We start from the raw sequence: 20,319 nt of genomic DNA on the forward strand, positions 1-20,319 counted from the left end.
TGTTGATTTGTATCACGAGTTTGATAACCAAAAAAAAGAAAAAAGATAGGTTTTGTGGCTTAATTTCTTAAACTGCTTAGTTTTTGTGGATTGAGTAATACCAACTCATTGCGGTTTTTATCAATAAGCCCTTCGTTTTCAAAATCAGTTAAAGTACGACTGACCGTTTCAGGAGCTGTTCCTGATAAATTGGCTATTTCATATCGAGTTAGATTGATGCTTTCCCCATTAGTACAGTGTTGTTTGTGATAACTCAACAAAGATTCGGCAATTCTTTTGCGAACAGAAGAATAGGCCATTTGTAGCAATTGCTCTTCTTTATCACCAACTTCATTAGACAGTATCTTGATAAATTTACCGGCTACATCAGGATACTGACTGATTAGTTTTTCGAGTTCCTGTATAGGGAAGAAACTAAGTGAGCATTCTTCGAGTGCCGTCGCATTGTCTATATAATGTTCGCTGGAAAATAGAATATTAGCACCAACAAATTGATCGATATCATAGATGCCGGTAGTAAGTTCGCGGCCATCATCTGCAATTTTTGTAGTTTTAATTTTTCCTTTATGGATTAAATAAATGCCGGTTACTTTGTCTCCTTCATAATAAAGAACCTGCTTTTTACGAACAATGCGCAACTTTCGGTCGTCAATAATTTTTTTTAATTCAGGAAGTCCTTTTGTCGCGGTAGCCAACGCCTGCATTTGGTCTATAGATTTGCTGTAAAAATCTTTTTGTAACCCTCTTTTCTTTAAGCGGGTTTCTATAGCATTTAATAATTCCACATCATCAAAGGGTTTCATCAGATAATCATCAGCACCCATTTCCATCCCTTTTCGCAAATCTTGTTTTTGGGTTTTCGCCGTTATAAATATAAAAGGAATGGTACTCGTTTCAGGATGTTTGCCTAACATTAGTAGCACGCCATAGCCATCTAATTCATCCATCATAATGTCACACAAAATCACATCGGGTAAATGTTTCAATGCCATTTCTACCCCTTTTCTGCCATTGGCTGCAGAATAGACCTCATAGTTTGACAATTGTAGGATTTCGGTAATATTATCCCTCATTTCAAAATTGTCTTCAATAACGAGTATCTTATTCATAATAGAAAGGATTACAATACTATTGGTTAAGCAATTAAAATAGAGAATGAGGCAAAATCCCTATTTTGTGTTTTGTTTATTATATGCTATAACAAATATATATAAATATGATATAAATTGTTATAAAACAGTTGTTTACTTTTTTGGCTCTCGTCAAACAACTGTTAATATTAAAAAAAAAGTATTTGGATTCTTATTTGGGAGGGTATTGGTATAGATTAACCTAAGGTAAACATGTTTTAAATCATTTTTTTGAATGATTTCTATCAGTATCTCAACAGCTGAAGAGAAATAAATTTACAATGAATTTCAAAGAAACTGTCGGCTTATCCAATAGTTTTAAGTAACAATTAAATCGTATTAAAATGAAAAGCAACGAACAACTACAGAAAGATGTAATGGATGCCCTTAAATGGGAACCACAATTGCATGCCGCCGAGATTGGCGTTATAGTACATGACGGAATTGTAACCTTAACGGGAACCGTAAATGCTTATAATAAGAAAATTGCTGCTGAAGCTGCTGCCAAAGAGGTAGCGGGTGTTAAGGCAGTTGTAGAAAAAATTGACATTAATTACCCTTATTCCGCAATCAAACCAGATGAAGAAATTGCAGCCAATGTGTTGAAATCACTGCAAAACCATTGGAATGTTCCCGATGACAAGATAACCATTGAAGTGGACGATGCTTGGATAACACTTAATGGAGAGGTAAACTGGAATTATCAGAAAGAAGCTGCCAAGCATGCTATTGAGAATATCCCGGGTGTTAAAGGAGTATTTAACCACATTACCATAAAATCGGCGCATAAAAGTGAGCTTGAGAAAAAGGTTATCGAAAATGCTTTGCACCGCCACTGGGCTATAAATGCAGATGATATTAGGGTTATGGTTCAAAATAATAAAGTCATCTTAAATGGAACTGTGACTTCATTGTATCAAAAAGAAGAGGCAGAAAAAATAGCATGGAAGACTCCCGGAGTGTGGTTTGTAGACAACAATCTGGTAATTGATTATAAATATGACTTTGTTGAATAAAATTACGGGAGCTAGGCTCCCGTAATTTTATTGCAGTTGGCAGAAAATATAACAGTATGCATGATTGCTTAAATGTTTCAAGGATTAATTAATTTTAATATAGAGCTTATGTGTTTTTCAGCTACTGTCAGTTTTAGTGCCGGTGCGGTACTTACCGTAATAGGGATTGCCTCTTTTAAAAAAGCAACCAAACCAAATGAGCGCCTTTTTGCCGTTATCCCTTTATTATTTGCGGTACAGCAATTTGCTGAAGGTTTTTTATGGATTACGCTATCCAATTCAAGCCATGCCCAACTCGAAAAAGTTTGTACAGCGGTTTTTATTATTATTGCTCAAATCGTTTGGCCCATTTGGGTGCCTTTGTCAATACAACAAATGGAGATTAATCGAACAGCAAGACAATTACTGTCTTATTTTACAGGACTGGGACTAATCGTTTCTTTGAGTTTGATGTGGTACTTTATAACTTATGGGGTTAAAGCAGAAATCGACGGTTATCATATCACTTATTTACAAACCTACCCCGATCTTTTTAAGGGGATAGGAGGTTATTTCTATGTGTTGGTAACCATTTTACCGCCTTTTTTTTCACATTTTAAAAGAATGTGGTTATTGGGATTGGCGATTTTGGTTTCTTACTTGGTTACTAAAATATATTATGATGATTATCTTATTTCTGTGTGGTGTTTTTTTGCGGCTGTAATCAGTACTGTTGTCTATTATGTTTTGTTCGAAGTAAAAAGTAAATCTCTGCGGTTGTATACCAGGGTAAGTAATAAAGTAAACTAATAAGCAATTTTATGAGATTCAATGTTAAATGGCATATTGCAAACACTTTTACAATAAATGCTCCATTCAGCCAAAAAATGGAATGGCACAAGGAACATAAAAAGCATTGTGGTTGCAGACTGAGCGTACTTGAAATCACGGGTAGCATTTGGAAATGGCAACTAAAGAAAAAAATAATTACCAATATCTAAGCTTTACATTAGATAATTAATTGATCAAATTATGTTTTATAGTGAAATTAGTTTACCCGTTGACGGGGTTCGTTTGATTGGAGATTTAACCATGCCTGAAGGAGCTAAATCCCTAATTGTCTTTTCTCATGGAAGTGGCAGTAGTCGGCTTAGTCCACGCAATCAACAAGTGGCTATCTATTTGCAAAAAAGAGGTATAGCTACGTTGCTTTTTGACTTACTGACCCCGGAAGAAGATCAGGAAGTGGCCAATCGTTTTGACATAACTCTACTTACCAAAAGGCTTTGTGAAGTTACCAAAGTCCTCGAAGAGTTGTCAACAACCAAAGGCATTGCTTTAGGGTTTTTCGGAGCCAGTACCGGAGCTGCTTCAGCTTTAGACGCTGCCGCCAAATTACCACAAGTCTTTGCCGTGGTGTCAAGAGGAGGGCGACCTGATCTAGCTACCACAGACTTGTCAAAAATAAAAGTTCCTGTGCAACTCATTGTAGGAAGTAAAGATACAACCGTTTTAGCCTTAAATCGTTTGGTTTTCGACAAGCTACGATGCAAAAAAGAACTTGCCATAGTACCGGGAGCCACTCATTTATTTGAGGAAGACAGCAGTATGGACAAAGTAGCAGATTTGGCTTATAACTGGTTTAATACTCATGTTCCATTAAGCCCCAAAAACAATTAGATCTTATACACAATTTTAAATTTATAATCGTTTCCAAAATGTTTAAAAATCGAACAACCGCCGGACAATTATTAGCAGAACAACTAGAACATTACGGAGATAAGGCATTGGTTTTGGCTATACCCAGAGGGGGCGTACCTGTGGCCTTAATAATTGCCAAAATGTTGCATCTGCCATTGGCTTTAGTCTTAACGAAAAAAATTGGACACCCTAATAATAAAGAGGTTGCCATTGGAGCAGCTAGCCTGACAGATTATTTTGTGACAGAAAATAGTGGCGTTTCAGAAGCCTATATTACTGCGGAAGTCCAAAAAATTCGTCATAGAATAAATGAAATGAAAACCACCTTTCAACATGATTTCACTTCGTTTAATATAAAAAACAAAACTATAATTTTAGTAGATGATGGACTGGCTACTGGTATTACAGCATTACATACAGTTCAGTTGTTAAGAAAGTATAATCCTAAAAAGATTCTATTGGCCGCTCCTGTTGCTTCATTATCTGCCGTAGAGATGCTTCAACAGGTAGTCGACGAGTTAGTGGTACTAAACGTTGACTCTTTTTTCCAAGCGGTTGGTTTTTATTATGAAGATTTTAAAGAAGTCACAGACGCTGAAGTTTGTAAATTATTGGAAGATGCCGAGGTCAATTATACAACCTTATGATAATGAATTAACTAAAGATTTTTTTTAGAGATTTAATGTAAAATTTCTTTACTTTTAGTTATTATTTATATAAAACGAAGTAATGAATTCTCAACAACCAATTGATTTCAAAGCCTTATTTGAAGGGGCGCCCGGATTATTTTTAGCACTTTCTCCCAACTTAACCCTATTGGCCATGAGTGATGCTTACACCGCAGCCAATCTTATCAGAAAAGAGACAAAGGTAGGAGATAATTTTTTTGATGTTTTTCCCAATAATCCAAACGATAGCAAGTACGGTATAGTGACCCAAATCAGAGCTTCGTTGGAGTATGTACTACAAAACAAGATCACACATATCATGCCGGTAATAAGGCTTGACGTTCAAAATACTGCAGGTGTTTTCGAAGAAAAATACTGGAATCCCATAAATAAACCTATTCTCAATAAAGACAATGAAATCCAATATATTTTTCACAGCATTAAAGAAGTAACCGAATTCGTCGAACTGGAAAAAATATATACTTCAGATAAGGATAAACCTGCTACTTTAAATGAAAAAATAGGTGCTCTAAAGTCAGAACTTTTCCATCGCTCCCAGAAAATAGAACAACTGAATCAAAAATTTGAGCAAAAAATAATTAAGCAAAGTATTGAGTCGGAACATCTGGCCAAAGATATTTTAGATTATAAAGTAGCTTTAGATGCTGCCGATATAGTGGCCATAACCGATCAAAAAGGAACCATACAATATGCCAATGATAATTTCTGTAAAATTTCAAAATACACTAAAGAAGAATTAATAGGTCAAAACCATCGCATCGTTAATTCCGGCTATCATGAAAAATCCTTTTTTAATAATCTTTGGCAAACTATCGGGAGCGGCTCAATCTGGAAAGGGGAAATCAAAAATAAGGCAAAAGACGGAACTGTTTATTGGGTCGATACTACTATAGTGCCCTTTCTCAATGAAAAGGGAAAACCCTATAAATACCTAGCCATTCGCTCAGATATTACCGAGCGCAAACTAAGTGAGGAAGCCCTTAAACAAAGTGAAGAGCAATACAGGGATATTTTTTCGAATGCGTTGGTAGCGATATTAACCATGGATGTAGCGACCTCTAAAGTAACCGCTGTCAATAATGTCGGGGTCGAACTGTTTGGCTATGATTCCAAAGAAGATTTATTAAAAAACTTTAGTCCAATCAATCATTATGTACATCCAAATGAGTATGAGGATAATATGATTATCTTAATAGAGCATGGTGAACGGAGAAATATTCAACACATGAAAAGAAAGGACGGAAGTTTGTTTTGGACCAGCATTTTTGTCAAAGTAAACGAGGCCAAAACAACAACCCAAACCATCTTGTTAGATGTGACTTCTCAAATTGCCTTTCAGGAAGAACTGGAGACCAAAGTGGCCCAACGTACGTTTGAACTTACCGAATCGCTCGCAAGAGAAAAAGAATTGAATGAAATGAAATCCAATTTTTTGGGGATTGCTTCGCATGAGTTTAGAACTCCTTTGGGAACTATTTTGTCCAGTACCTCCTTGTTGAAAAAATACACCGAAAGCAATCAACAAGAACTGGTTACAAAACATTTAGACAGAATTTCGGGTTTGGTTAACCACCTTAACGCCATATTAAATGACTTCTTAACCTTGGAAAAACTGAGAAAAGGGTTTATTGATTTTGAAGTAAATGAATTTAATTTGCCCGATTTTATAACTGAAACCATTAGCGAAATAGAAGCTTTAGCCAAACTGAATGACCAAAGTATTCACTATTCGCATACCGGCGAATCCTATATCAACCAGTCGTCTAAAATACTTAAAAATATTTTGTTGAATCTATTGTCAAATGCCAGCAAATACTCCGAACATGGAAAAGAAATTCAAATTGAATCCCAAGTAAATGAAAGTACGGTAACCATAAGTATTCAGGATCATGGAATTGGCATCCCGTTTAAAGACCAAAAGAAACTGTTTTCAGAGTTTTATCGCGCCAGTAATGCCAAAAATATTCAGGGTACCGGTTTAGGATTGGCCATTGTAAAGAATTATATTGCCTTATTGGAAGGTTCCATAAGTTTCAACAGCCGGGAAAGAAAAGGAACGGTTTTTACCCTTTCCTTTCCCAGATATCTTTCAGAAACTTTATGGTAGTGTAGCCTATTTATACATCGGACTGGCAAAATGCTCGTGTATGACTTTATTTCTTTGTTTTAACGTCATTTTTCCGGTCTCTTTTAAATAGGTTTTGATTTTAAAGAAATGATGGTCTTCAGACAATAGATTAAACAATTCTGCTTTGGCATTGGTAGGGCCAAAAAGCAATACTTTATCATACTGTAAAATAATTGAGGCTATTTTTTTAAAATAGTCGGTTTTGCATTGTCTTGCCAGTGAGTGCAGATGCTTTTCTCCTTTTTCTTTTTCTTTGGATTTAAGTTTGGATTCAAATGTGGATTCTATAACGGCAATCTCTTTCGGTTGTTCCGAAAATGACATAACATGTGCCGAGGTATAATCCATCCAAATTCCGATTTTTTTTGTTACATTCATGGTTTTTAGGTTTTAGTGATTGTGTATATTTATTCATTTTGCTTTTTGGCTTCTTTTTTCTTTTTATTAAAATAGCCTCTTAATAAAAAATTACTCTTAGCGGCTTCCTCGAGCTCCTTTAATTCTTGAACCCTCTTTTCAAGGTTAATTAAGGTGGAATCGACCGATTTTCCCAGTTTTGGATTGTTAATGAGTTTTGATAAAACGTTTTCATCATTGTTGATTTTTGAAGTGAATTTCACTAAATCAGCCGAACTGCTTTCCAGGTTGTAAAGCGTTTTCTCCAAAGCCAGTGCTATAGTGTCATTGGAAAGCATTTGGGAAAGGATATTGTTTTTGTCGTTTAATTGGGTCGTAAAAAGAGCAATGTCATTGGAACTGTTTTGCAGAGCAGAAAGGCTGTTCTCTATACTGTTGGCCCATTCTTTATCCGTAAAAATTTTAGAGGCAATGCCATTTTTATTATTCAAGGTAGGTGCAAACTGCGCAATTTCTTTGGCGCTGATTTGAAGATTGGTTATGGTATTGTCAATTCTTACGGCAAAATCTTTATTGGTCATTATTTTAGCCAACAGCCCATTTTTATCATTCATTTTATTACTGAATTCAATCAGTTCATCTGTAATTATTTTGGTATTATCAGCACTTTTTTTAACACTGGAAAGGATGTCTTCTATTTCAATTGTTTTAAAAGAAGCAATGATATCATTGTTTTTTACCGGCGTATTGGAACTATTGCCTGGTGAAATAATAAGTACTTTATCACCAACCAACCCATCTGATCCGATACTGGCAATAGCATCGGTTTTGATGTATTGCTGAACATCTTTCCTGATTAGCAATTTCACTAGTACCAACGAATCTGAAATAAAAACAATCTTGTTAACGGTACCAATGTTAATTCCGGAAAGCCGCACATTGCTGCCTTGTTTCAGACCGCTGACATTTTTAAATTCGGAACGCAATACGAAGTTGGAACCAAATAAGTTTCTATTAATACCAATAAAATAGATAGCCACTACAAACAGCAGTATGCCCATGGTAAAAAAAGCGCCTAATTTCCAATTGTTTGATGTTTCGTTGCTCATGATTATTATAATTATTTCTCAAAAAATGATTTTACCCAATCGTCTGCATTATTTTCAATATCACTAAAACTGCCCTCGGCTTTGATGATACCGTCTTTTAAAACAATAATTCTGTCACCGGTATATTTGGCGCAGGTTAAATCGTGTGTGATAATGATAGAAGTGGCATTATAGTTTTGTTTGATATTGCGAATCAATTCAATGATTTCACGAGCGGTTATCGTATCTAAACCTGCCGTTGGCTCATCATAAATTATAATTTCCGGCTTGATGATTAAAGCCCTGGCCAAACCTATTCTTTTTCGCATACCACCCGATAATTCGGCAGGCATTTTATCTATGGCTTCTGCCAGCCCAACATTGTTCAACGCCTCCAGTATAGCCACTTCTACTTCAGACTCGTTTAGTTTTTTATTGTTGTGCTGTAAAGTAAAAGCCAAATTCTGCTTAACAGTCATGGAGTCATATAAGGCTCCGTTTTGAAATAGAAAACCTATTTTCAATCGGATTTGATTGAGTTCCTGTTCGTTTAATTTTGTGACATCTTTCCCCATAACGGTTATTACTCCTTTATCAACCTTGGTTAAGCCAACCAAACATTTAACAGCAACCGATTTCCCTGAACCTGATCTGCCCAGTATGACCAAATTTTCTCCCTTGTGAACCGATAAATTAATACCGTTCAACACCTTGTTGTCGCCATAGGATTTATAAACATTTTCAAAGGTTATCAAAGGCTGACCCGTTGTCCACTCATTAGATTTTGCAGATGAATTTTTGCTGTTTTCCATGACATTCAAAAAAACAAATCGGTTATTTGTACAGCTATCATATCGATAATAAAGATGGTAAGCGATGCTGAAACCACTGCGGAGTTGGCTGCTTTACCTACACTTTCGGTACCGCTGGAAGCATTGAATCCTTCATAGCAGCCAATAATCCCGATAAAGAACCCAAAAAAGAAGGTTTTTATGGTGGCCGGTAAAAGGTCTACATATTCTAAAGATTCAAATACTTCAGAAAAGTAACGTGTAATATTAACCTCGCTATGCATGTTTACCCCTATATAGCCTCCCATAATCCCAATCAAATCAGCATACATCACCAAAATGGGTATCATTAAAGTAGTAGCAGTCGTTCGGGTAACTACCAAGTATCTGTATGGGTTGATGGCAGAAACTTCCATGGCATCAATCTGCTCGGTCACTTTCATCGAACCCAATTCTGCTCCAATACCCGAGGATATTCTGCCGGCACAAATCAATGCGGTTATTACCGGAGCAATCTCTCTGATTAGAGAAAGGGAAACCATTCCGGGTATCCAAGACTCTGCACCAAACTTGGCCATGGCTGGCCGTGATTGTATCGTCAGCACCAAACCCATAATAAAACCGGTTATGGTTACCAAGGGTAAAGATTTGTAGCCAATGGTGTAACATTGGCGTATAAACTCCCTGAACTCAAACCCCGATTTAAAAATTTCTTTAAAATAGCGGGAAGAGAAAGCGGCAATATTGCCTACGAGACTAAAACTGTTTTTTAAATTAAGCTCCAAGATTTTCGGTTTAACTATTCATTAAAATTCGTTTGTGCTGGACTTTCCTTTTTCCCATTGGTTAAGGTTGTAAAAGGTAGTTGTCGCTATATCAGTCAAAGCCTCCTGGGTCAGGAACGCTTGATGACCGGTGATGATAACATTTTGATTGTTGCGTAGCTTATCAAAAAGTTGATCAATAATAATTGTATTGAGATGATTCCTGAAAAAAATGCCTTTTTCATTTTCATAAACATCTAAACCGGCTCCGGCTATGGTTTTGTTGTCTAAAGCGGCCAATAAATCAATGGTATTAACAATACTGCCTCGAGCCGTATTGATTAGTAAAACACCTTTTTTCATTTGAGCAAAAAGTACCTTGTTGAACATATACCTTGTTTCCGGTGTCAACGGACAATGAATCGAAACCACATCCGCTTGCTGGCAAACTTCCTCCAATGTGGTATAGACCAAACCGGTTTTTAAGGCTAATCCTTTGTTTTCAATAGGGTCGTAACCTAATAAACGACAGCCAAAACCACTCATTATTTTGGCAAATGCACCACCAATTTTACCAACACCTACAATTCCGATTGTTTTTTGGTACATGTCAAAACCGATAAGTTCATCGAGTGAAAAATCATTGCGCTTCATTAATTTTTGACCAACCATAAGTTTTCGGTTTAAGGCTAATAGTAGTGCTACTGCGTGTTCCGCTGTAGAATACGGAGAATAGTTGGGGACATTTGCAACTTTAATACCCAATTGCTTAGCTTTTAACAAATCAACATGATCAAAGCCTACTGATCGCAAAGCAATAAACCGAATACCATGATAATACAAGTCGTCTAGCACATCCGCAGACAAATCATCCGAGGTGAATGCGATGATGGCTTTACATCCATTGGCCAGTTTTGCAGTATCAGCCTCTAAGGCAAAAGCCGAAAAGATAAGTTCGTGGTTATCATTGGCTGCCTTTTGCAAAAAAGGTTTTTCAAAGCGATGCGTACTGTAAACAAATATTTTCATGGCTGGAAATGGGTTGGTTTATAGTCTGATTTTTCGGTATACTAATAACGGTACTTTAGTAGTAAATGAAAGCTCGGCCGACTTGCTGGAAAGCAGCAAACGGTCAAACCATTTTCTGTTTTGTTTCGTAAAAAGTACTACCAGTGAAGGCTTAAATAAAGCAATGGCTCTTTTCAGATGATCTTGTAAAGGATAAATGGCATCTAATTTTTTATAGTGAAACTTGATGTTTTTGGTTTCATATTTTTGGGCTATTGCCGTTAATTTATCCTGATTTTCATGTAAGCCTATTTCATAGTCAAAATGGAGTACTCTTACGGCAGCGCTTAACGAATTGGTCAGTGCTAAAACTTTTTTTATTTCAACTTCAGGGTTTTCCATATCAGAGGCATAGCATAAATCAGTTAGAGGTTTTAATCGGTAGTTTTTTGGAATGACAAAAACAGGAATAGGAGAATCAGTAATTAAGTGTTGGGCAACAGTGCCAAATAGTTTGGCCATAACACCGGTTCCTCTTGCTCCGGTGCAAATAAAATCAATCTTGTGTTTTTGAGCATATGAAATAATCTGGTCTGCAATATCATTCCCTGATTGGCTTACACAAGTGTATTTAACTCCGGATGGTAATTTAGAATTATAAACCTCTTTAATTAATTTGACCAAATGGTTTTTACTCCGCTGCAATTCTTCCTCCTGAAATTGACTGTAATAAGTATAATCCCAGGTAGCATCTGAAGTAGGAGCTAGGATACCCACCAGATGGAAAAAAATTATTTCTGCTTTAGACTGCGAGGCCATTTGAATGGCAAAACGTATAGTTTTTCTCGAATTAGCCGAGAAATCTACGGCTACTAATATTTTGTTCATGGTGTGCGATTTTTTATTTTACAATGGCATTGATAGATTAATCCAATAATCCTTTATTCAATTTGCCTAATTAGTATATTAGATTTAGGATACCGATTGAGGGAGTAGTTGGTGAACTGCCAATAGATTGTTCACAGTCCATACCCCTGGAGAATTCCATGCAATTCTTTCGGCTTCCTCTTTTTGAAAGTAGGCACTTACTGTCCCTGTCAATGTAACGACACTACCTGTAACTGCTACCTCAATAGCTTTATCATAAAGCGATGAATTTCTATGGATGGCACTTTCTATGGCTTGTTTTTCTATTTTGTCAAAATCGGCTGATTTGATTTGGATAGAATTGATGACCCCTTTTACACCGGGAATGGTTTCTACTGCTTTTTTTGCGGAATGTTTTTGATAGTTCCACTCCACAACCCCTTGCAGGTAAACCCATCCTTGGCTGACAATTATTTTGAGCTTGTCGTCTGGAACCGAAACACTCCATTTGAGAGCTTCTAAGGCCTCTGCTGCAATATCTTCATCTGTTCGGATGGAATGATTATAGTCAATCTCAATTTTTTCGACTACTGCTTTTACACCGGTTACTTTTTTTGCTGCATTTTCAGCTTCTAATTTTTTTACATAATTATCAACGGTTCCGGTTAGGGTAACAATTCCGTCTTTTACAGTAACACCAATTTCTGCTGCCTCCAGTAATGGTTCCAGCGCTATAGCATCCTGTACATTTTTTTGTAATACTTCATTTGTTTTCATAATACGAGTATTTAATTTTTTTGATTTTATTTTAAAAGGAATCTACCCCGATTTCATTGTCAACAGACCAAACACCTGGCGTTTTCCAGGCTATTCGTTCTGCTTCTTCTTTTTCAAAGAAAGAAGCGACCAAACCGGAGAGTTTCACATCATTATTGTTAACCGATACTTCTATATGGTCATGCTCTAAAGCGGCATTGTTATGTATTGCTTTTTCAATAGCAGTTTTCTTTATCGCATCATTGCGATTTGTGCGTGTCATGATATTATTAGTTACGCCACGTACTCCCATCAAATCAATAACTGCATTTTTGGCTGCTTCTTTTTGATAGTTCCAGTTGACATTACCTTCCAGCGTTACCCATCCTTTTTCTACTTTTAGTTTGATTTTTTCGTCAGGAATAGAAAAATCAGATTTGAAAACATTTAATATCTTTTCAGCAATATAGTTATCATTAATGCTTTTAGAATCGGGAGTTTTTATTTCAATTTTTTCAACTATGGCCTTGACACCGCTCACTTTTTTGGCGGCATTCTCAGCTTCGCTTTTTTTATAATAATTGTCAACGGTACCGGTTAAGGTTACGATACCGTTTTTGGCAATGACACCAATTTCGGCAGCACGCAACTGAGGTTCCCATTTAAGCGCATCTTGTACGTCTTTTTGTAAATTTTCATCAGATTTCATAATGGTATGTTTTTTAGGATATACAAATGTGTTACTCTAGAATGTTATGGACTTGAAGAGCATTGTTTAAAAATTCATCTTCAAATACAATTTTTACATTCTTTGGCCAATTTTTGGTCATAAGTGGATGGTCTTTAACCATGGTGCTTTTCTTAGCCCTAGGTTTTGAAGTTGTTTTTTGGCCATTTTTATGAAATGACTTACCCTTTAGTTTTTTTAGAATGGTCATCGTTTTAGGTTTTAGAGGTTAACAGTATTTGTTTTTAGAGGTTATTATTTTTTCTCGATAAACCCTTCCTCCAACATCTTTTTATGGATAGCATGGGCAATTTCATCGGTTAGTTTTTCAACTCCGGCAGGGTCATAAGTCTCAGTGATGCCCGACCATATTATTTGGTCATCCGGAATAGAATAAATCACCGTTTCAATAATAAACTTCTTGGTAATGGTATAGTAACCCGGAGTGCTGTAATAGCTCCAACTTCTGTAATAATAGTGGCTGTAATTGCGATAGTACATCGGATACATATAATGTTGTTCGGGGGTATACACTTTTTCCTTTTCCACATCTATCAATCGCATAGTAATGACCGCGTCAAAACCTTCATCTTTAATTTTATTTCGGAGTGCCTCTTCATTTTTTGGGTTGAAGTTTTCTCCCAAATAACTGTACGAGGTAATGCCTTTTCCATGAAGGTATTTTACCATTTCATCTTCGGCACGGCGGCGATTGGTTTCATTTCGCAGTAAAGCAACGACAAGTACCTTTTTCCAATCGCCGGCATGAATTTGTTTATCAGGATCCCGCCAACTGCTGGTAATTTGGGTAGAACTGCAGGAAGTTGTGAGTACAATAAGAAAGGCAAACAGGATATAATATTTATTTTTCATAATGTTGATATTGAGTACAGAGTTATTTACTGCCCATCATGCACAAATACACTCAAGCAGTATTTCTATTTCAAAGTTCCAAAAACAGTCAGTAAAGGAGAATGATATAAATCACAGTGAAGTATGATACTGGTCAGTCTTTATAGACTGCAATTATACTGACGGGTCAAAATAGCGGTGGATTTTGTTTTCTCTGTAGAAAACTTTTGTAGCGTATTGACTTAAACGTTGTTCAATTAGAAAGAAGGTTGCCTAAAAGTAACTTAAATGTGGTGAAAACAATTTTGACTTAGTATTGTAATCATTGGTACTTTAATAATAAGACAGGTAGGGTTTATTGGTATTGAATATAGATAGGCTTTGGACTAAACAACAATAGCTCTTCAGGGGTATACAACCGCTGTTTGTCTCGGGTGTCATTTTTATAAAACAATTTGAAACCGGTAAACTGAACGGGTTCCCGGTAAATGGCTATTCGGTAGGATGATCGCTTTAGGGCTTTGTTGCCAAAACCGTCCATATTCATAACGATTTGCACCTCAGGGCAGGGTTTTATATTTTGATAGTCAGTAACCATAGCTTTGGTAAAACGATGTATTACAAGTATTTTTGGAGGTAAGTTATTTTCTTTCACAAGATGAGCAAGAATAGAAATGGCCTCATTAATTGTATGTGAAGACAAAGTGCCAATTTTAGTACCTGGAATTTCCCCTTCTTTCATCGCAAATTCAGGATCAATGGCCAAATGCACATTCGGAAGTTTTAAGTATTTGGTTAAAGTATTCACTTCTTCTTTTACAGAACTCTGACCTACCTGTACATCTAAAAAAACAATACCATTAATAGAGTTAGCCCAAGCTACAATAGTGTCAATTTGCTTAAAAGGCATTCTTAGTCTATACTTATTGTTCTTTCCGGGTTGGCGTTGTGCGGTAATGGCAATATAATGTAATGCAGGAACGGTTGGCAAGGTAGAATCAGCCAACTCCCATTGCTCGGTCATTTCCAAAAGCTTATTAAGCATTTGATCTTTGGGGAGTTCGCCAAGTATCCCCATCCTTTTACAATACAAATTACCATAAAAGGCTACCACTCTTTTATAAGGAAGTACAGCACCCGGCAATGGATAGGGCGTTTTATTTTTCCGATTTTCAAAAGTTCCGTTATTATTCAATGCCCACATTCTCTGGTCATAATCGGCGGTATCAATAATGCTGCCGACTGTTTCAAGAGGAGTAATGATTTTTTTGGGACTGATTTCTGTTTGTGCTTTTTGTTTTTGCTGACATCCCACAGTACAAACCGAAAGTATTTCTAACAGTAATAAACAAAAAATAAGGCTGTAGGAGTTCTTCATTTTCTTTTGATAAACGATTGACAATTAATCATGTTATCTTTTTAATCTGGATATTGGTTGCCAATAGTCCAGACTGAATTGGTATAACATTGACAGTCTAAAAAACAAAAGTCCCGATAGTGAGACCGAGACTTCTGCATGATGCTTGTGAGAAACGATAATTCATTTCTGGTTACTGAGTTACGCCCCTAAAGAGCGGCAACAATGGCGACTGCAAAAACTATACTTCATTTCCGGCAAAAACGTTCTGTTTTTCCTTCTGGAACCCCAGCTGTACAATTGCCTCTGACAAGCACCTATCTATAATGACCTTGACCATGTTCTTGATACTATCTAATGAACTTATTTCTTTACCAAAGGTAGGATGGTTTTCTGTGAACAATGATGACAGTGGTCACAGCAGGATATGATAGTGATCAGGATTTTATTGAGATAGGCTTCTTATTTTTGTCGCATAAAGGAATTATATATGCAAAAAACAACGATTTTTATTGTAGAGTTATTGCTTTCCATTAGTATAGTCATTACCGGTTGTATTAGTTTACTACAGCATGATTTCTATAAGCTGGAGACAAAAAATTGGCAGGTGCAGGCTATGGGTCAGGATTTGATTAATATATTGGTCATTGTTCCTTCCCTGTTATGTACGGCTTGGTTTTCATTAAAAGATAAGGCTTGGGCAAGCTTGGTCAAACCCGGAATTTTCCTTTATCTTGCTTATACCTTTACTATCTACTGTTTTGATATTCATTTCAATCAGTTGTTTCTTTCCTATTGTTTAATATTGGGTTTATCCTTTTACCTGCTGGTTTATTATATAGTCAGTCATTGGCATTTGATTTGGCAAAGTAGCGGTAAGACACTGGCCTCAAAAACAACAGCTATTTATTTTCTCATTATGGCCGTACTGTTTTACGCACTTTGGCTTTCAGAGATAATTCCCGCTTTAAGTAAAGGCAATTTACCACAAAGTCTTGCGAAGACCGGACTCTTTACCAATGGTATCCAGGTTATTGATTTGGCACTTTTTTTACCGGGTGTTTTTATCACAGGCGTCCTGCTTCTCAAAAAGTCTCGTCTTGGTGTACTCTTTGCGCCGGTAATACTTACGTTCTTTATTTTGATGGATATTACCATTGCTGTCCTCACTGCTGTTTTATACCTTAAAGGAATTGAAAGTGATTTATCAGTGATGGTAATGATGGGACTGCTCGATGTTTTCAGCTTCGCACTCTTGGTTTGGTTTCTCAGTGAAAATAGACCACAGCAATACCGTACTGCACAAGAAACAAAAAATCAGACTGCAGCATAGCAGATTAATTTTGATGCAATTGCCATAAATTATGGGCAACAGTATAAGTTACCACTGCTATAACAAGATTTACTAAAGTACCTGATTTGGTTTCTTTCCAGCGGGTTATGATGTCCAATTGAGATATGGTAATAGCCGGAACTGCCACCGTCCACCAATAATCATTATCATAGTGAAGCAGGCCTGCTGTACAAAAAAAGAGCAAGGAAGCGGTAAGCCATAAAATCCCCAACCCTTTCGAAGCAGTTTCTCTGGCCTTAGGAGTTGGTTCACCAAAAAAACTTCGTATAAACGCCGGTAAATGTAGTAATCCGTGAGCTATAAGGAATGTCTCGAATAGTAATTTCATAAAAAGGTATAGTATTTCAAGTAGTTAATTCCGTTAATCCTAAATCCGTTTTAACGCCTTTTTGTACTTCGCTCTTGTGGAAGACTTTTGATATTGTTGCGTTGCGTCTTGCGTTGTGTATCAGGAATTGTAGGGGTAGTGCTGTTTTGTCTTGGCATATCGGCACTTCTGTAAACCGATGGGATTGGTTTAGCGGAACGGCGTTGTTGCATTTCCGGAGTTTCAATAGAAGGGCTATAGACACGCATTCCGGTAGAAGTGGCTCGGTTGGGTATGCTCTTGCTGGTCTCTATCGGTATAGGAGTAATAGTAGTTCTGGTCTCCCTTTGTACTTCTTCAAAAGCAGGTCCGGTAGCATAATACAAATGGTGGGTTGAGGTGGTTTGAAAATTTCGGAGGGTATTTATTCTGGTTCCGGGTCTGACACCATCACCACGAATTGTGTTGTGATGTAAATGCGTATGGGTAAGATAAGGACGTGGGCACAGATTCCAATAAAAAGGAGGAGGTGACCAGCTATCATATATAATAGTTACATCAATACCGGGCATTAAAGGAGCCCAGCAATAATAATCGGCTGCACTGCCCCAAACAACCCAGGCCGGAGACCACTCATAACCGGGTATCCAAAGCCAGCCAAAACGATCATCATAATACCAACGCCCATAGTGAAACGTTGCCCAACCCCAACTGTATCCTGAGACCCAAGCCCAGCCTGCAGTGGTTGCCTGCCAGTGACCATTGGTGAGGTAGGGACTAAAATCTCCCCTAATGTTGGGATTCCAAACAGCTCCATAACCGGGATACTCAATCCAGGTACCATAAGGCGAAAGGTGGTCATAAAAAACCTGATAGGTGAGTGGCTCTTCACCATCGGTTTGTACAACGCTGCTGCAACTGCAAAAAAGGAATAGACCTCCGAAGCCCCATCCCATATTTTTTAAGACAAAAGGTATTTTCATGTTTTGACGATTTTCAGATTATTATAGGAAATGTTTAAATATGTTGATGATGATGGGCATGATATCCCTTATAGGACTGATGCTTGTTTTTTTTAAAAGCTGGCCGCTAAAGGGATAAGTTAGAAAAACAAAAGTCCCGATGGTGAAACCGGGACTTCTGCATGATGCTTGTTGGAAACTATAATTTATCTCTTAGCGTAAAATTGTAGTTCGCTTGAGAACAACAAATACTACTGCGAAACTATACTTCATTTCCGGCATAAACTTTCTATTTTTCCTTTCGGAACCCTAGCTGTACAAACTGCCTGTGACAAACATCAAACCTTGATGGCTATTGCCGTATTTTAGTTTTTATTTATGAACTTAAATCTTTACCAAAGATAGAACTGATTTCCCGGGATAAAGATGATGCCCATCACGGGTTGAGATGATGTTCATCAGTAAAAAGACCCTTATACTTATAAAAAAACAGTGGTACACTTAGAAATAGGATTTATTTAATAACCGCTATAGTTTTCATTTTATCTTTTTACAAAGATATTTTTATTATCTGTTAGCAAAGATATGAGTCACGCAGTGAACGTGTTATTGTACCAATAACTGTGACAGTAATTTTTTTAGAAGCGTTGACATGGAAAGGCAATACGAATGTAAAACAGCCCACTTAAACTGAACGAAAAGAAATGTTCTTAGATTAACAATTTATTCGTTTTACTACTTTATGTGTTTAAAATATCAATTTTACTAAACAAATATCCTTTTTACTGCAGTTTTTCGAAAGATATTTATTTTAATAATTGTTTTACATAAATACAAGGCTTTTTTATTACATTTACTGCATCAATATCATTTTTACCGCATCTTATGGCAATACAAACAGCAGGAAGCCTTTGGCTGGCAGCACATTTTGGACTCAGTAATTATCGTATAACCCATCGTTCCTATATTGGAACAAGGGATAAAATTGAACTGGCTCATGATAGTAGTACTGAGCAAACCTATGGTCCCAAGTATGCTCCTAAAAATGATACTGTGACAGGTCATATAGAATTTATGCTGAAATATGACGATTTGAATCTTGATCTTTTAGCGGCAGTATTCGACAGATTGGAAGAACAGGAACTTCTACATTATATTTCCGAAAGCCCAAGCGGACGTTATGCAAGAAGGATAGGTTATTTATATGAATGGTTAACCAATAGAAAATTAAACATCACCCATGAGGTCAGTGGCAATTATACTGATTTGCTTGACACCGACCGATATGTTACCGGTAATGTAATAAAAAATGCCCGCTGGCGGATTAATGACAATTTATTGGGCGTTCCGGAGTTTTGCCCGATAATCCGAAAAACGCAAGCTTTAGATGCGCTACTTGCAAAAGACATTAGGAGTGAAATTGAAGGGCTTAAAAATGATTATTCTCCTGAAATATTTCAACGTGCCACCCAATATTTATACCGTAAGGAAACTCGATCATCTTACGAGATTGAAAGCGAAAAACCATCGCCTGACCGTGTAGACCGGTTTATCAATATACTCTATCAAGCAGGGAAGCAGCCTTTTTCGGAGGTAATGGCTGAACAGAATTTAACCACGCTACAAAATGCTATTGTAGACCCACGATATGCTCAACCTGGTTTTCGAGATTTTCAAAATTATATTGGGCAAACCAATTATCGAGGCGAAGAAATTTATCATTATGTATGTCCACCTCCACTTATGGTTGATTCTATGATGAAAGGACTTACTGCAACAGAAGCAAAAACCTTAGGAACTCCGGCAGCTGCTCGTGCTGCAATAGTTGCCTTTGGGTTCGTTTTTATACACCCCTTTTTAGATGGGAACGGACGCATCCACCGTTTTTTGATTCACGACATGCTTACCCGGGATGGTTTGGCTGAGCAAGGCGTTATCATTCCTGTTTCTGCGCATATGTTGCAAAATATGGCTGAGTATGATACTGTACTTGAGGATTATTCTAAACCTCTGATGCAGCGTGTTCGTTTTACTATTTCGGCAAATGGTGATTTGAGTATAGACAATGCAAATGATGTCAGCGCTTATTTTAAATATCCAGACCTGACTTTGCAAAGTGAATACCTCGCTAATACGATATTCTCGACCATTCAACATGACCTACTTGAAGAGTTGTTTTTCCTGGAACGCTATGACGAACTAAAAAAGGAACTCCAACAATTGATAGATATGCCCGATAAAAGGCTAAGCGATGTTATTATGTACCTTCATCAAAACAAAGGTGTTTTTCCAAATCGAAGAAAAAAACACTTTGAGGAAATTACTGAGGAGGAGTTTAAAACCATGGAAAGTATATACTCGGAGCTGTTTTCCCGATAAAGACTTTAAAGAAACTATTTAATCTATACTTTAATTTCTAAATCAGTACACTTTTTGCTGACGATTTACAGTATTTATTTTACTTTGCTATATCACAGCTAAATTTG

Annotated in this window: 21 protein-coding genes; 7 read left to right on the forward strand and 14 right to left on the reverse strand. The window is 36.8% G+C overall.

Features of this window, described 5'->3' with window-relative positions:
* Window positions 1-59 precede the first annotated feature (59 nt).
* Window positions 60-1,109, reverse strand: a complete 1,050-nt coding sequence (locus B3C16_RS12765; protein WP_291132297.1) for a response regulator — start codon at window positions 1,107-1,109, stop codon at window positions 60-62.
* Window positions 1,110-1,474: 365 nt separating this feature from the next.
* Here B3C16_RS12765 and B3C16_RS12770 point away from each other — a divergent pair, with 365 nt between their 5' ends.
* From B3C16_RS12770 to B3C16_RS12790, 5 genes are all read left to right on the forward strand, one after another.
* Window positions 1,475-2,146 (forward strand): BON domain-containing protein, encoded by a 672-nt coding sequence (locus B3C16_RS12770; protein WP_291132301.1) that lies wholly within the window; start codon window positions 1,475-1,477, stop codon window positions 2,144-2,146.
* 108 nt (window positions 2,147-2,254) lie between these two features.
* Window positions 2,255-2,935: a DUF6629 family protein gene (locus tag B3C16_RS12775; RefSeq protein WP_291132304.1), complete on the forward strand. Its 681-nt coding sequence runs from the start codon at window positions 2,255-2,257 to the stop codon at window positions 2,933-2,935.
* A 222-nt stretch (window positions 2,936-3,157) separates the two neighbouring features.
* Window positions 3,158-3,805, forward strand: coding sequence for a dienelactone hydrolase family protein (locus B3C16_RS12780; RefSeq protein ID WP_291132307.1), 648 nt, complete (start codon window positions 3,158-3,160; stop codon window positions 3,803-3,805).
* A gap of 38 nt (window positions 3,806-3,843) precedes the next feature.
* Window positions 3,844-4,473 carry a phosphoribosyltransferase gene (locus B3C16_RS12785; RefSeq protein ID WP_291132310.1) on the forward strand — a complete coding sequence of 210 codons (630 nt, stop codon included), beginning with the start codon at window positions 3,844-3,846 and terminating at the stop codon, window positions 4,471-4,473.
* Between the two features lie 82 nt (window positions 4,474-4,555).
* Complete coding sequence (locus B3C16_RS12790; RefSeq protein WP_291132316.1) at window positions 4,556-6,622, forward strand: sensor histidine kinase; 2,067 nt, start codon at window positions 4,556-4,558, stop codon at window positions 6,620-6,622.
* Window positions 6,623-6,628: 6 nt separating this feature from the next.
* Here the strand turns inward: B3C16_RS12790 and B3C16_RS12795 are convergent, their stop codons facing one another.
* From B3C16_RS12795 to B3C16_RS12845, 11 genes are all read right to left on the reverse strand, one after another.
* A complete protein-coding gene (locus B3C16_RS12795; RefSeq protein ID WP_121314750.1) occupies window positions 6,629-7,021 on the reverse strand; it encodes a hypothetical protein in 393 nt (130 codons plus the stop codon).
* A gap of 29 nt (window positions 7,022-7,050) precedes the next feature.
* On the reverse strand, window positions 7,051-8,109 hold the full coding sequence (locus B3C16_RS12800) for an MlaD family protein (RefSeq protein WP_291132320.1): 1,059 nt from the start codon (window positions 8,107-8,109) through the stop codon (window positions 7,051-7,053).
* Between the two features lie 11 nt (window positions 8,110-8,120).
* A complete protein-coding gene (locus B3C16_RS12805; protein WP_291132323.1) occupies window positions 8,121-8,900 on the reverse strand; it encodes an ABC transporter ATP-binding protein in 780 nt (259 codons plus the stop codon).
* Window positions 8,901-8,905: 5 nt separating this feature from the next.
* Window positions 8,906-9,664: an MlaE family ABC transporter permease gene (locus B3C16_RS12810; protein WP_291132326.1), complete on the reverse strand. Its 759-nt coding sequence runs from the start codon at window positions 9,662-9,664 to the stop codon at window positions 8,906-8,908.
* Between the two features lie 21 nt (window positions 9,665-9,685).
* Window positions 9,686-10,672, reverse strand: a complete 987-nt coding sequence (locus B3C16_RS12815) for a 2-hydroxyacid dehydrogenase (RefSeq protein ID WP_291132331.1) — start codon at window positions 10,670-10,672, stop codon at window positions 9,686-9,688.
* Window positions 10,673-10,690: 18 nt separating this feature from the next.
* Complete coding sequence (locus B3C16_RS12820) at window positions 10,691-11,539, reverse strand: universal stress protein (protein ID WP_291132334.1); 849 nt, start codon at window positions 11,537-11,539, stop codon at window positions 10,691-10,693.
* A gap of 84 nt (window positions 11,540-11,623) precedes the next feature.
* Window positions 11,624-12,295: a BON domain-containing protein gene (locus tag B3C16_RS12825; protein WP_291132338.1), complete on the reverse strand. Its 672-nt coding sequence runs from the start codon at window positions 12,293-12,295 to the stop codon at window positions 11,624-11,626.
* Window positions 12,296-12,326: 31 nt separating this feature from the next.
* Window positions 12,327-12,983: a BON domain-containing protein gene (locus B3C16_RS12830; RefSeq protein WP_121314738.1), complete on the reverse strand. Its 657-nt coding sequence runs from the start codon at window positions 12,981-12,983 to the stop codon at window positions 12,327-12,329.
* Between the two features lie 31 nt (window positions 12,984-13,014).
* Window positions 13,015-13,212, reverse strand: coding sequence for a hypothetical protein (locus B3C16_RS12835; RefSeq protein WP_291132343.1), 198 nt, complete (start codon window positions 13,210-13,212; stop codon window positions 13,015-13,017).
* 44 nt (window positions 13,213-13,256) lie between these two features.
* Window positions 13,257-13,874 (reverse strand): hypothetical protein, encoded by a 618-nt coding sequence (locus B3C16_RS12840; protein ID WP_291132348.1) that lies wholly within the window; start codon window positions 13,872-13,874, stop codon window positions 13,257-13,259.
* A 334-nt stretch (window positions 13,875-14,208) separates the two neighbouring features.
* Entirely contained in the window at window positions 14,209-15,231 is a 1,023-nt protein-coding gene (locus B3C16_RS12845) for a hypothetical protein (RefSeq protein ID WP_291132351.1), read from the reverse strand.
* A gap of 469 nt (window positions 15,232-15,700) precedes the next feature.
* Between B3C16_RS12845 and B3C16_RS12850 the strand changes: the two genes are divergently transcribed.
* Window positions 15,701-16,543 (forward strand): hypothetical protein, encoded by an 843-nt coding sequence (locus B3C16_RS12850; protein ID WP_291132354.1) that lies wholly within the window; start codon window positions 15,701-15,703, stop codon window positions 16,541-16,543.
* Between the two features lie 4 nt (window positions 16,544-16,547).
* On the opposite strand, the gene B3C16_RS12855 is transcribed toward B3C16_RS12850, so the two are convergent.
* Entirely contained in the window at window positions 16,548-16,892 is a 345-nt protein-coding gene (locus tag B3C16_RS12855) for a hypothetical protein (RefSeq protein ID WP_121314728.1), read from the reverse strand.
* A gap of 50 nt (window positions 16,893-16,942) precedes the next feature.
* Window positions 16,943-17,854: a DUF6600 domain-containing protein gene (locus B3C16_RS12860; protein ID WP_291132358.1), complete on the reverse strand. Its 912-nt coding sequence runs from the start codon at window positions 17,852-17,854 to the stop codon at window positions 16,943-16,945.
* Window positions 17,855-18,718: 864 nt separating this feature from the next.
* On the opposite strand from B3C16_RS12860, the gene B3C16_RS12865 reads away from it, so the two are divergent.
* A complete protein-coding gene (locus B3C16_RS12865; protein ID WP_291132361.1) occupies window positions 18,719-20,212 on the forward strand; it encodes a Fic family protein in 1,494 nt (497 codons plus the stop codon).
* Window positions 20,213-20,319: the final 107 nt, after the last annotated feature.

This window comes from Flavobacterium sp. UBA7682, assembly GCF_002482945.1.
Classification (GTDB): Bacteria; Bacteroidota; Bacteroidia; order Flavobacteriales; family Flavobacteriaceae; genus Flavobacterium.

What these genes read in the sequence shown, in the direction of transcription:
- B3C16_RS12765 (WP_291132297.1), bottom strand. Translation starts at nt 1,109, where the DNA reads ATGAATAAGATACTCGTTATTGAAGACAATTTTGAAATGAGGGATAAT.
- B3C16_RS12770 (WP_291132301.1), top strand. Translation starts at nt 1,475, where the DNA reads ATGAAAAGCAACGAACAACTACAGAAAGATGTAATGGATGCCCTTAAA.
- B3C16_RS12775 (WP_291132304.1), top strand. Translation starts at nt 2,255, where the DNA reads ATGTGTTTTTCAGCTACTGTCAGTTTTAGTGCCGGTGCGGTACTTACC.
- B3C16_RS12780 (WP_291132307.1), top strand. Translation starts at nt 3,158, where the DNA reads ATGTTTTATAGTGAAATTAGTTTACCCGTTGACGGGGTTCGTTTGATT.
- B3C16_RS12785 (WP_291132310.1), top strand. Translation starts at nt 3,844, where the DNA reads ATGTTTAAAAATCGAACAACCGCCGGACAATTATTAGCAGAACAACTA.
- B3C16_RS12790 (WP_291132316.1), top strand. Translation starts at nt 4,556, where the DNA reads ATGAATTCTCAACAACCAATTGATTTCAAAGCCTTATTTGAAGGGGCG.
- B3C16_RS12795 (WP_121314750.1), bottom strand. Translation starts at nt 7,021, where the DNA reads ATGAATGTAACAAAAAAAATCGGAATTTGGATGGATTATACCTCGGCA.
- B3C16_RS12800 (WP_291132320.1), bottom strand. Translation starts at nt 8,109, where the DNA reads ATGAGCAACGAAACATCAAACAATTGGAAATTAGGCGCTTTTTTTACC.
- B3C16_RS12805 (WP_291132323.1), bottom strand. Translation starts at nt 8,900, where the DNA reads ATGGAAAACAGCAAAAATTCATCTGCAAAATCTAATGAGTGGACAACG.
- B3C16_RS12815 (WP_291132331.1), bottom strand. Translation starts at nt 10,672, where the DNA reads ATGAAAATATTTGTTTACAGTACGCATCGCTTTGAAAAACCTTTTTTG.
- B3C16_RS12820 (WP_291132334.1), bottom strand. Translation starts at nt 11,539, where the DNA reads ATGAACAAAATATTAGTAGCCGTAGATTTCTCGGCTAATTCGAGAAAA.
- B3C16_RS12825 (WP_291132338.1), bottom strand. Translation starts at nt 12,295, where the DNA reads ATGAAAACAAATGAAGTATTACAAAAAAATGTACAGGATGCTATAGCG.
- B3C16_RS12830 (WP_121314738.1), bottom strand. Translation starts at nt 12,983, where the DNA reads ATGAAATCTGATGAAAATTTACAAAAAGACGTACAAGATGCGCTTAAA.
- B3C16_RS12835 (WP_291132343.1), bottom strand. Translation starts at nt 13,212, where the DNA reads ATGACCATTCTAAAAAAACTAAAGGGTAAGTCATTTCATAAAAATGGC.
- B3C16_RS12840 (WP_291132348.1), bottom strand. Translation starts at nt 13,874, where the DNA reads ATGAAAAATAAATATTATATCCTGTTTGCCTTTCTTATTGTACTCACA.
- B3C16_RS12845 (WP_291132351.1), bottom strand. Translation starts at nt 15,231, where the DNA reads ATGAAGAACTCCTACAGCCTTATTTTTTGTTTATTACTGTTAGAAATA.
- B3C16_RS12850 (WP_291132354.1), top strand. Translation starts at nt 15,701, where the DNA reads ATGCAAAAAACAACGATTTTTATTGTAGAGTTATTGCTTTCCATTAGT.
- B3C16_RS12855 (WP_121314728.1), bottom strand. Translation starts at nt 16,892, where the DNA reads ATGAAATTACTATTCGAGACATTCCTTATAGCTCACGGATTACTACAT.
- B3C16_RS12860 (WP_291132358.1), bottom strand. Translation starts at nt 17,854, where the DNA reads ATGAAAATACCTTTTGTCTTAAAAAATATGGGATGGGGCTTCGGAGGT.
- B3C16_RS12865 (WP_291132361.1), top strand. Translation starts at nt 18,719, where the DNA reads ATGGCAATACAAACAGCAGGAAGCCTTTGGCTGGCAGCACATTTTGGA.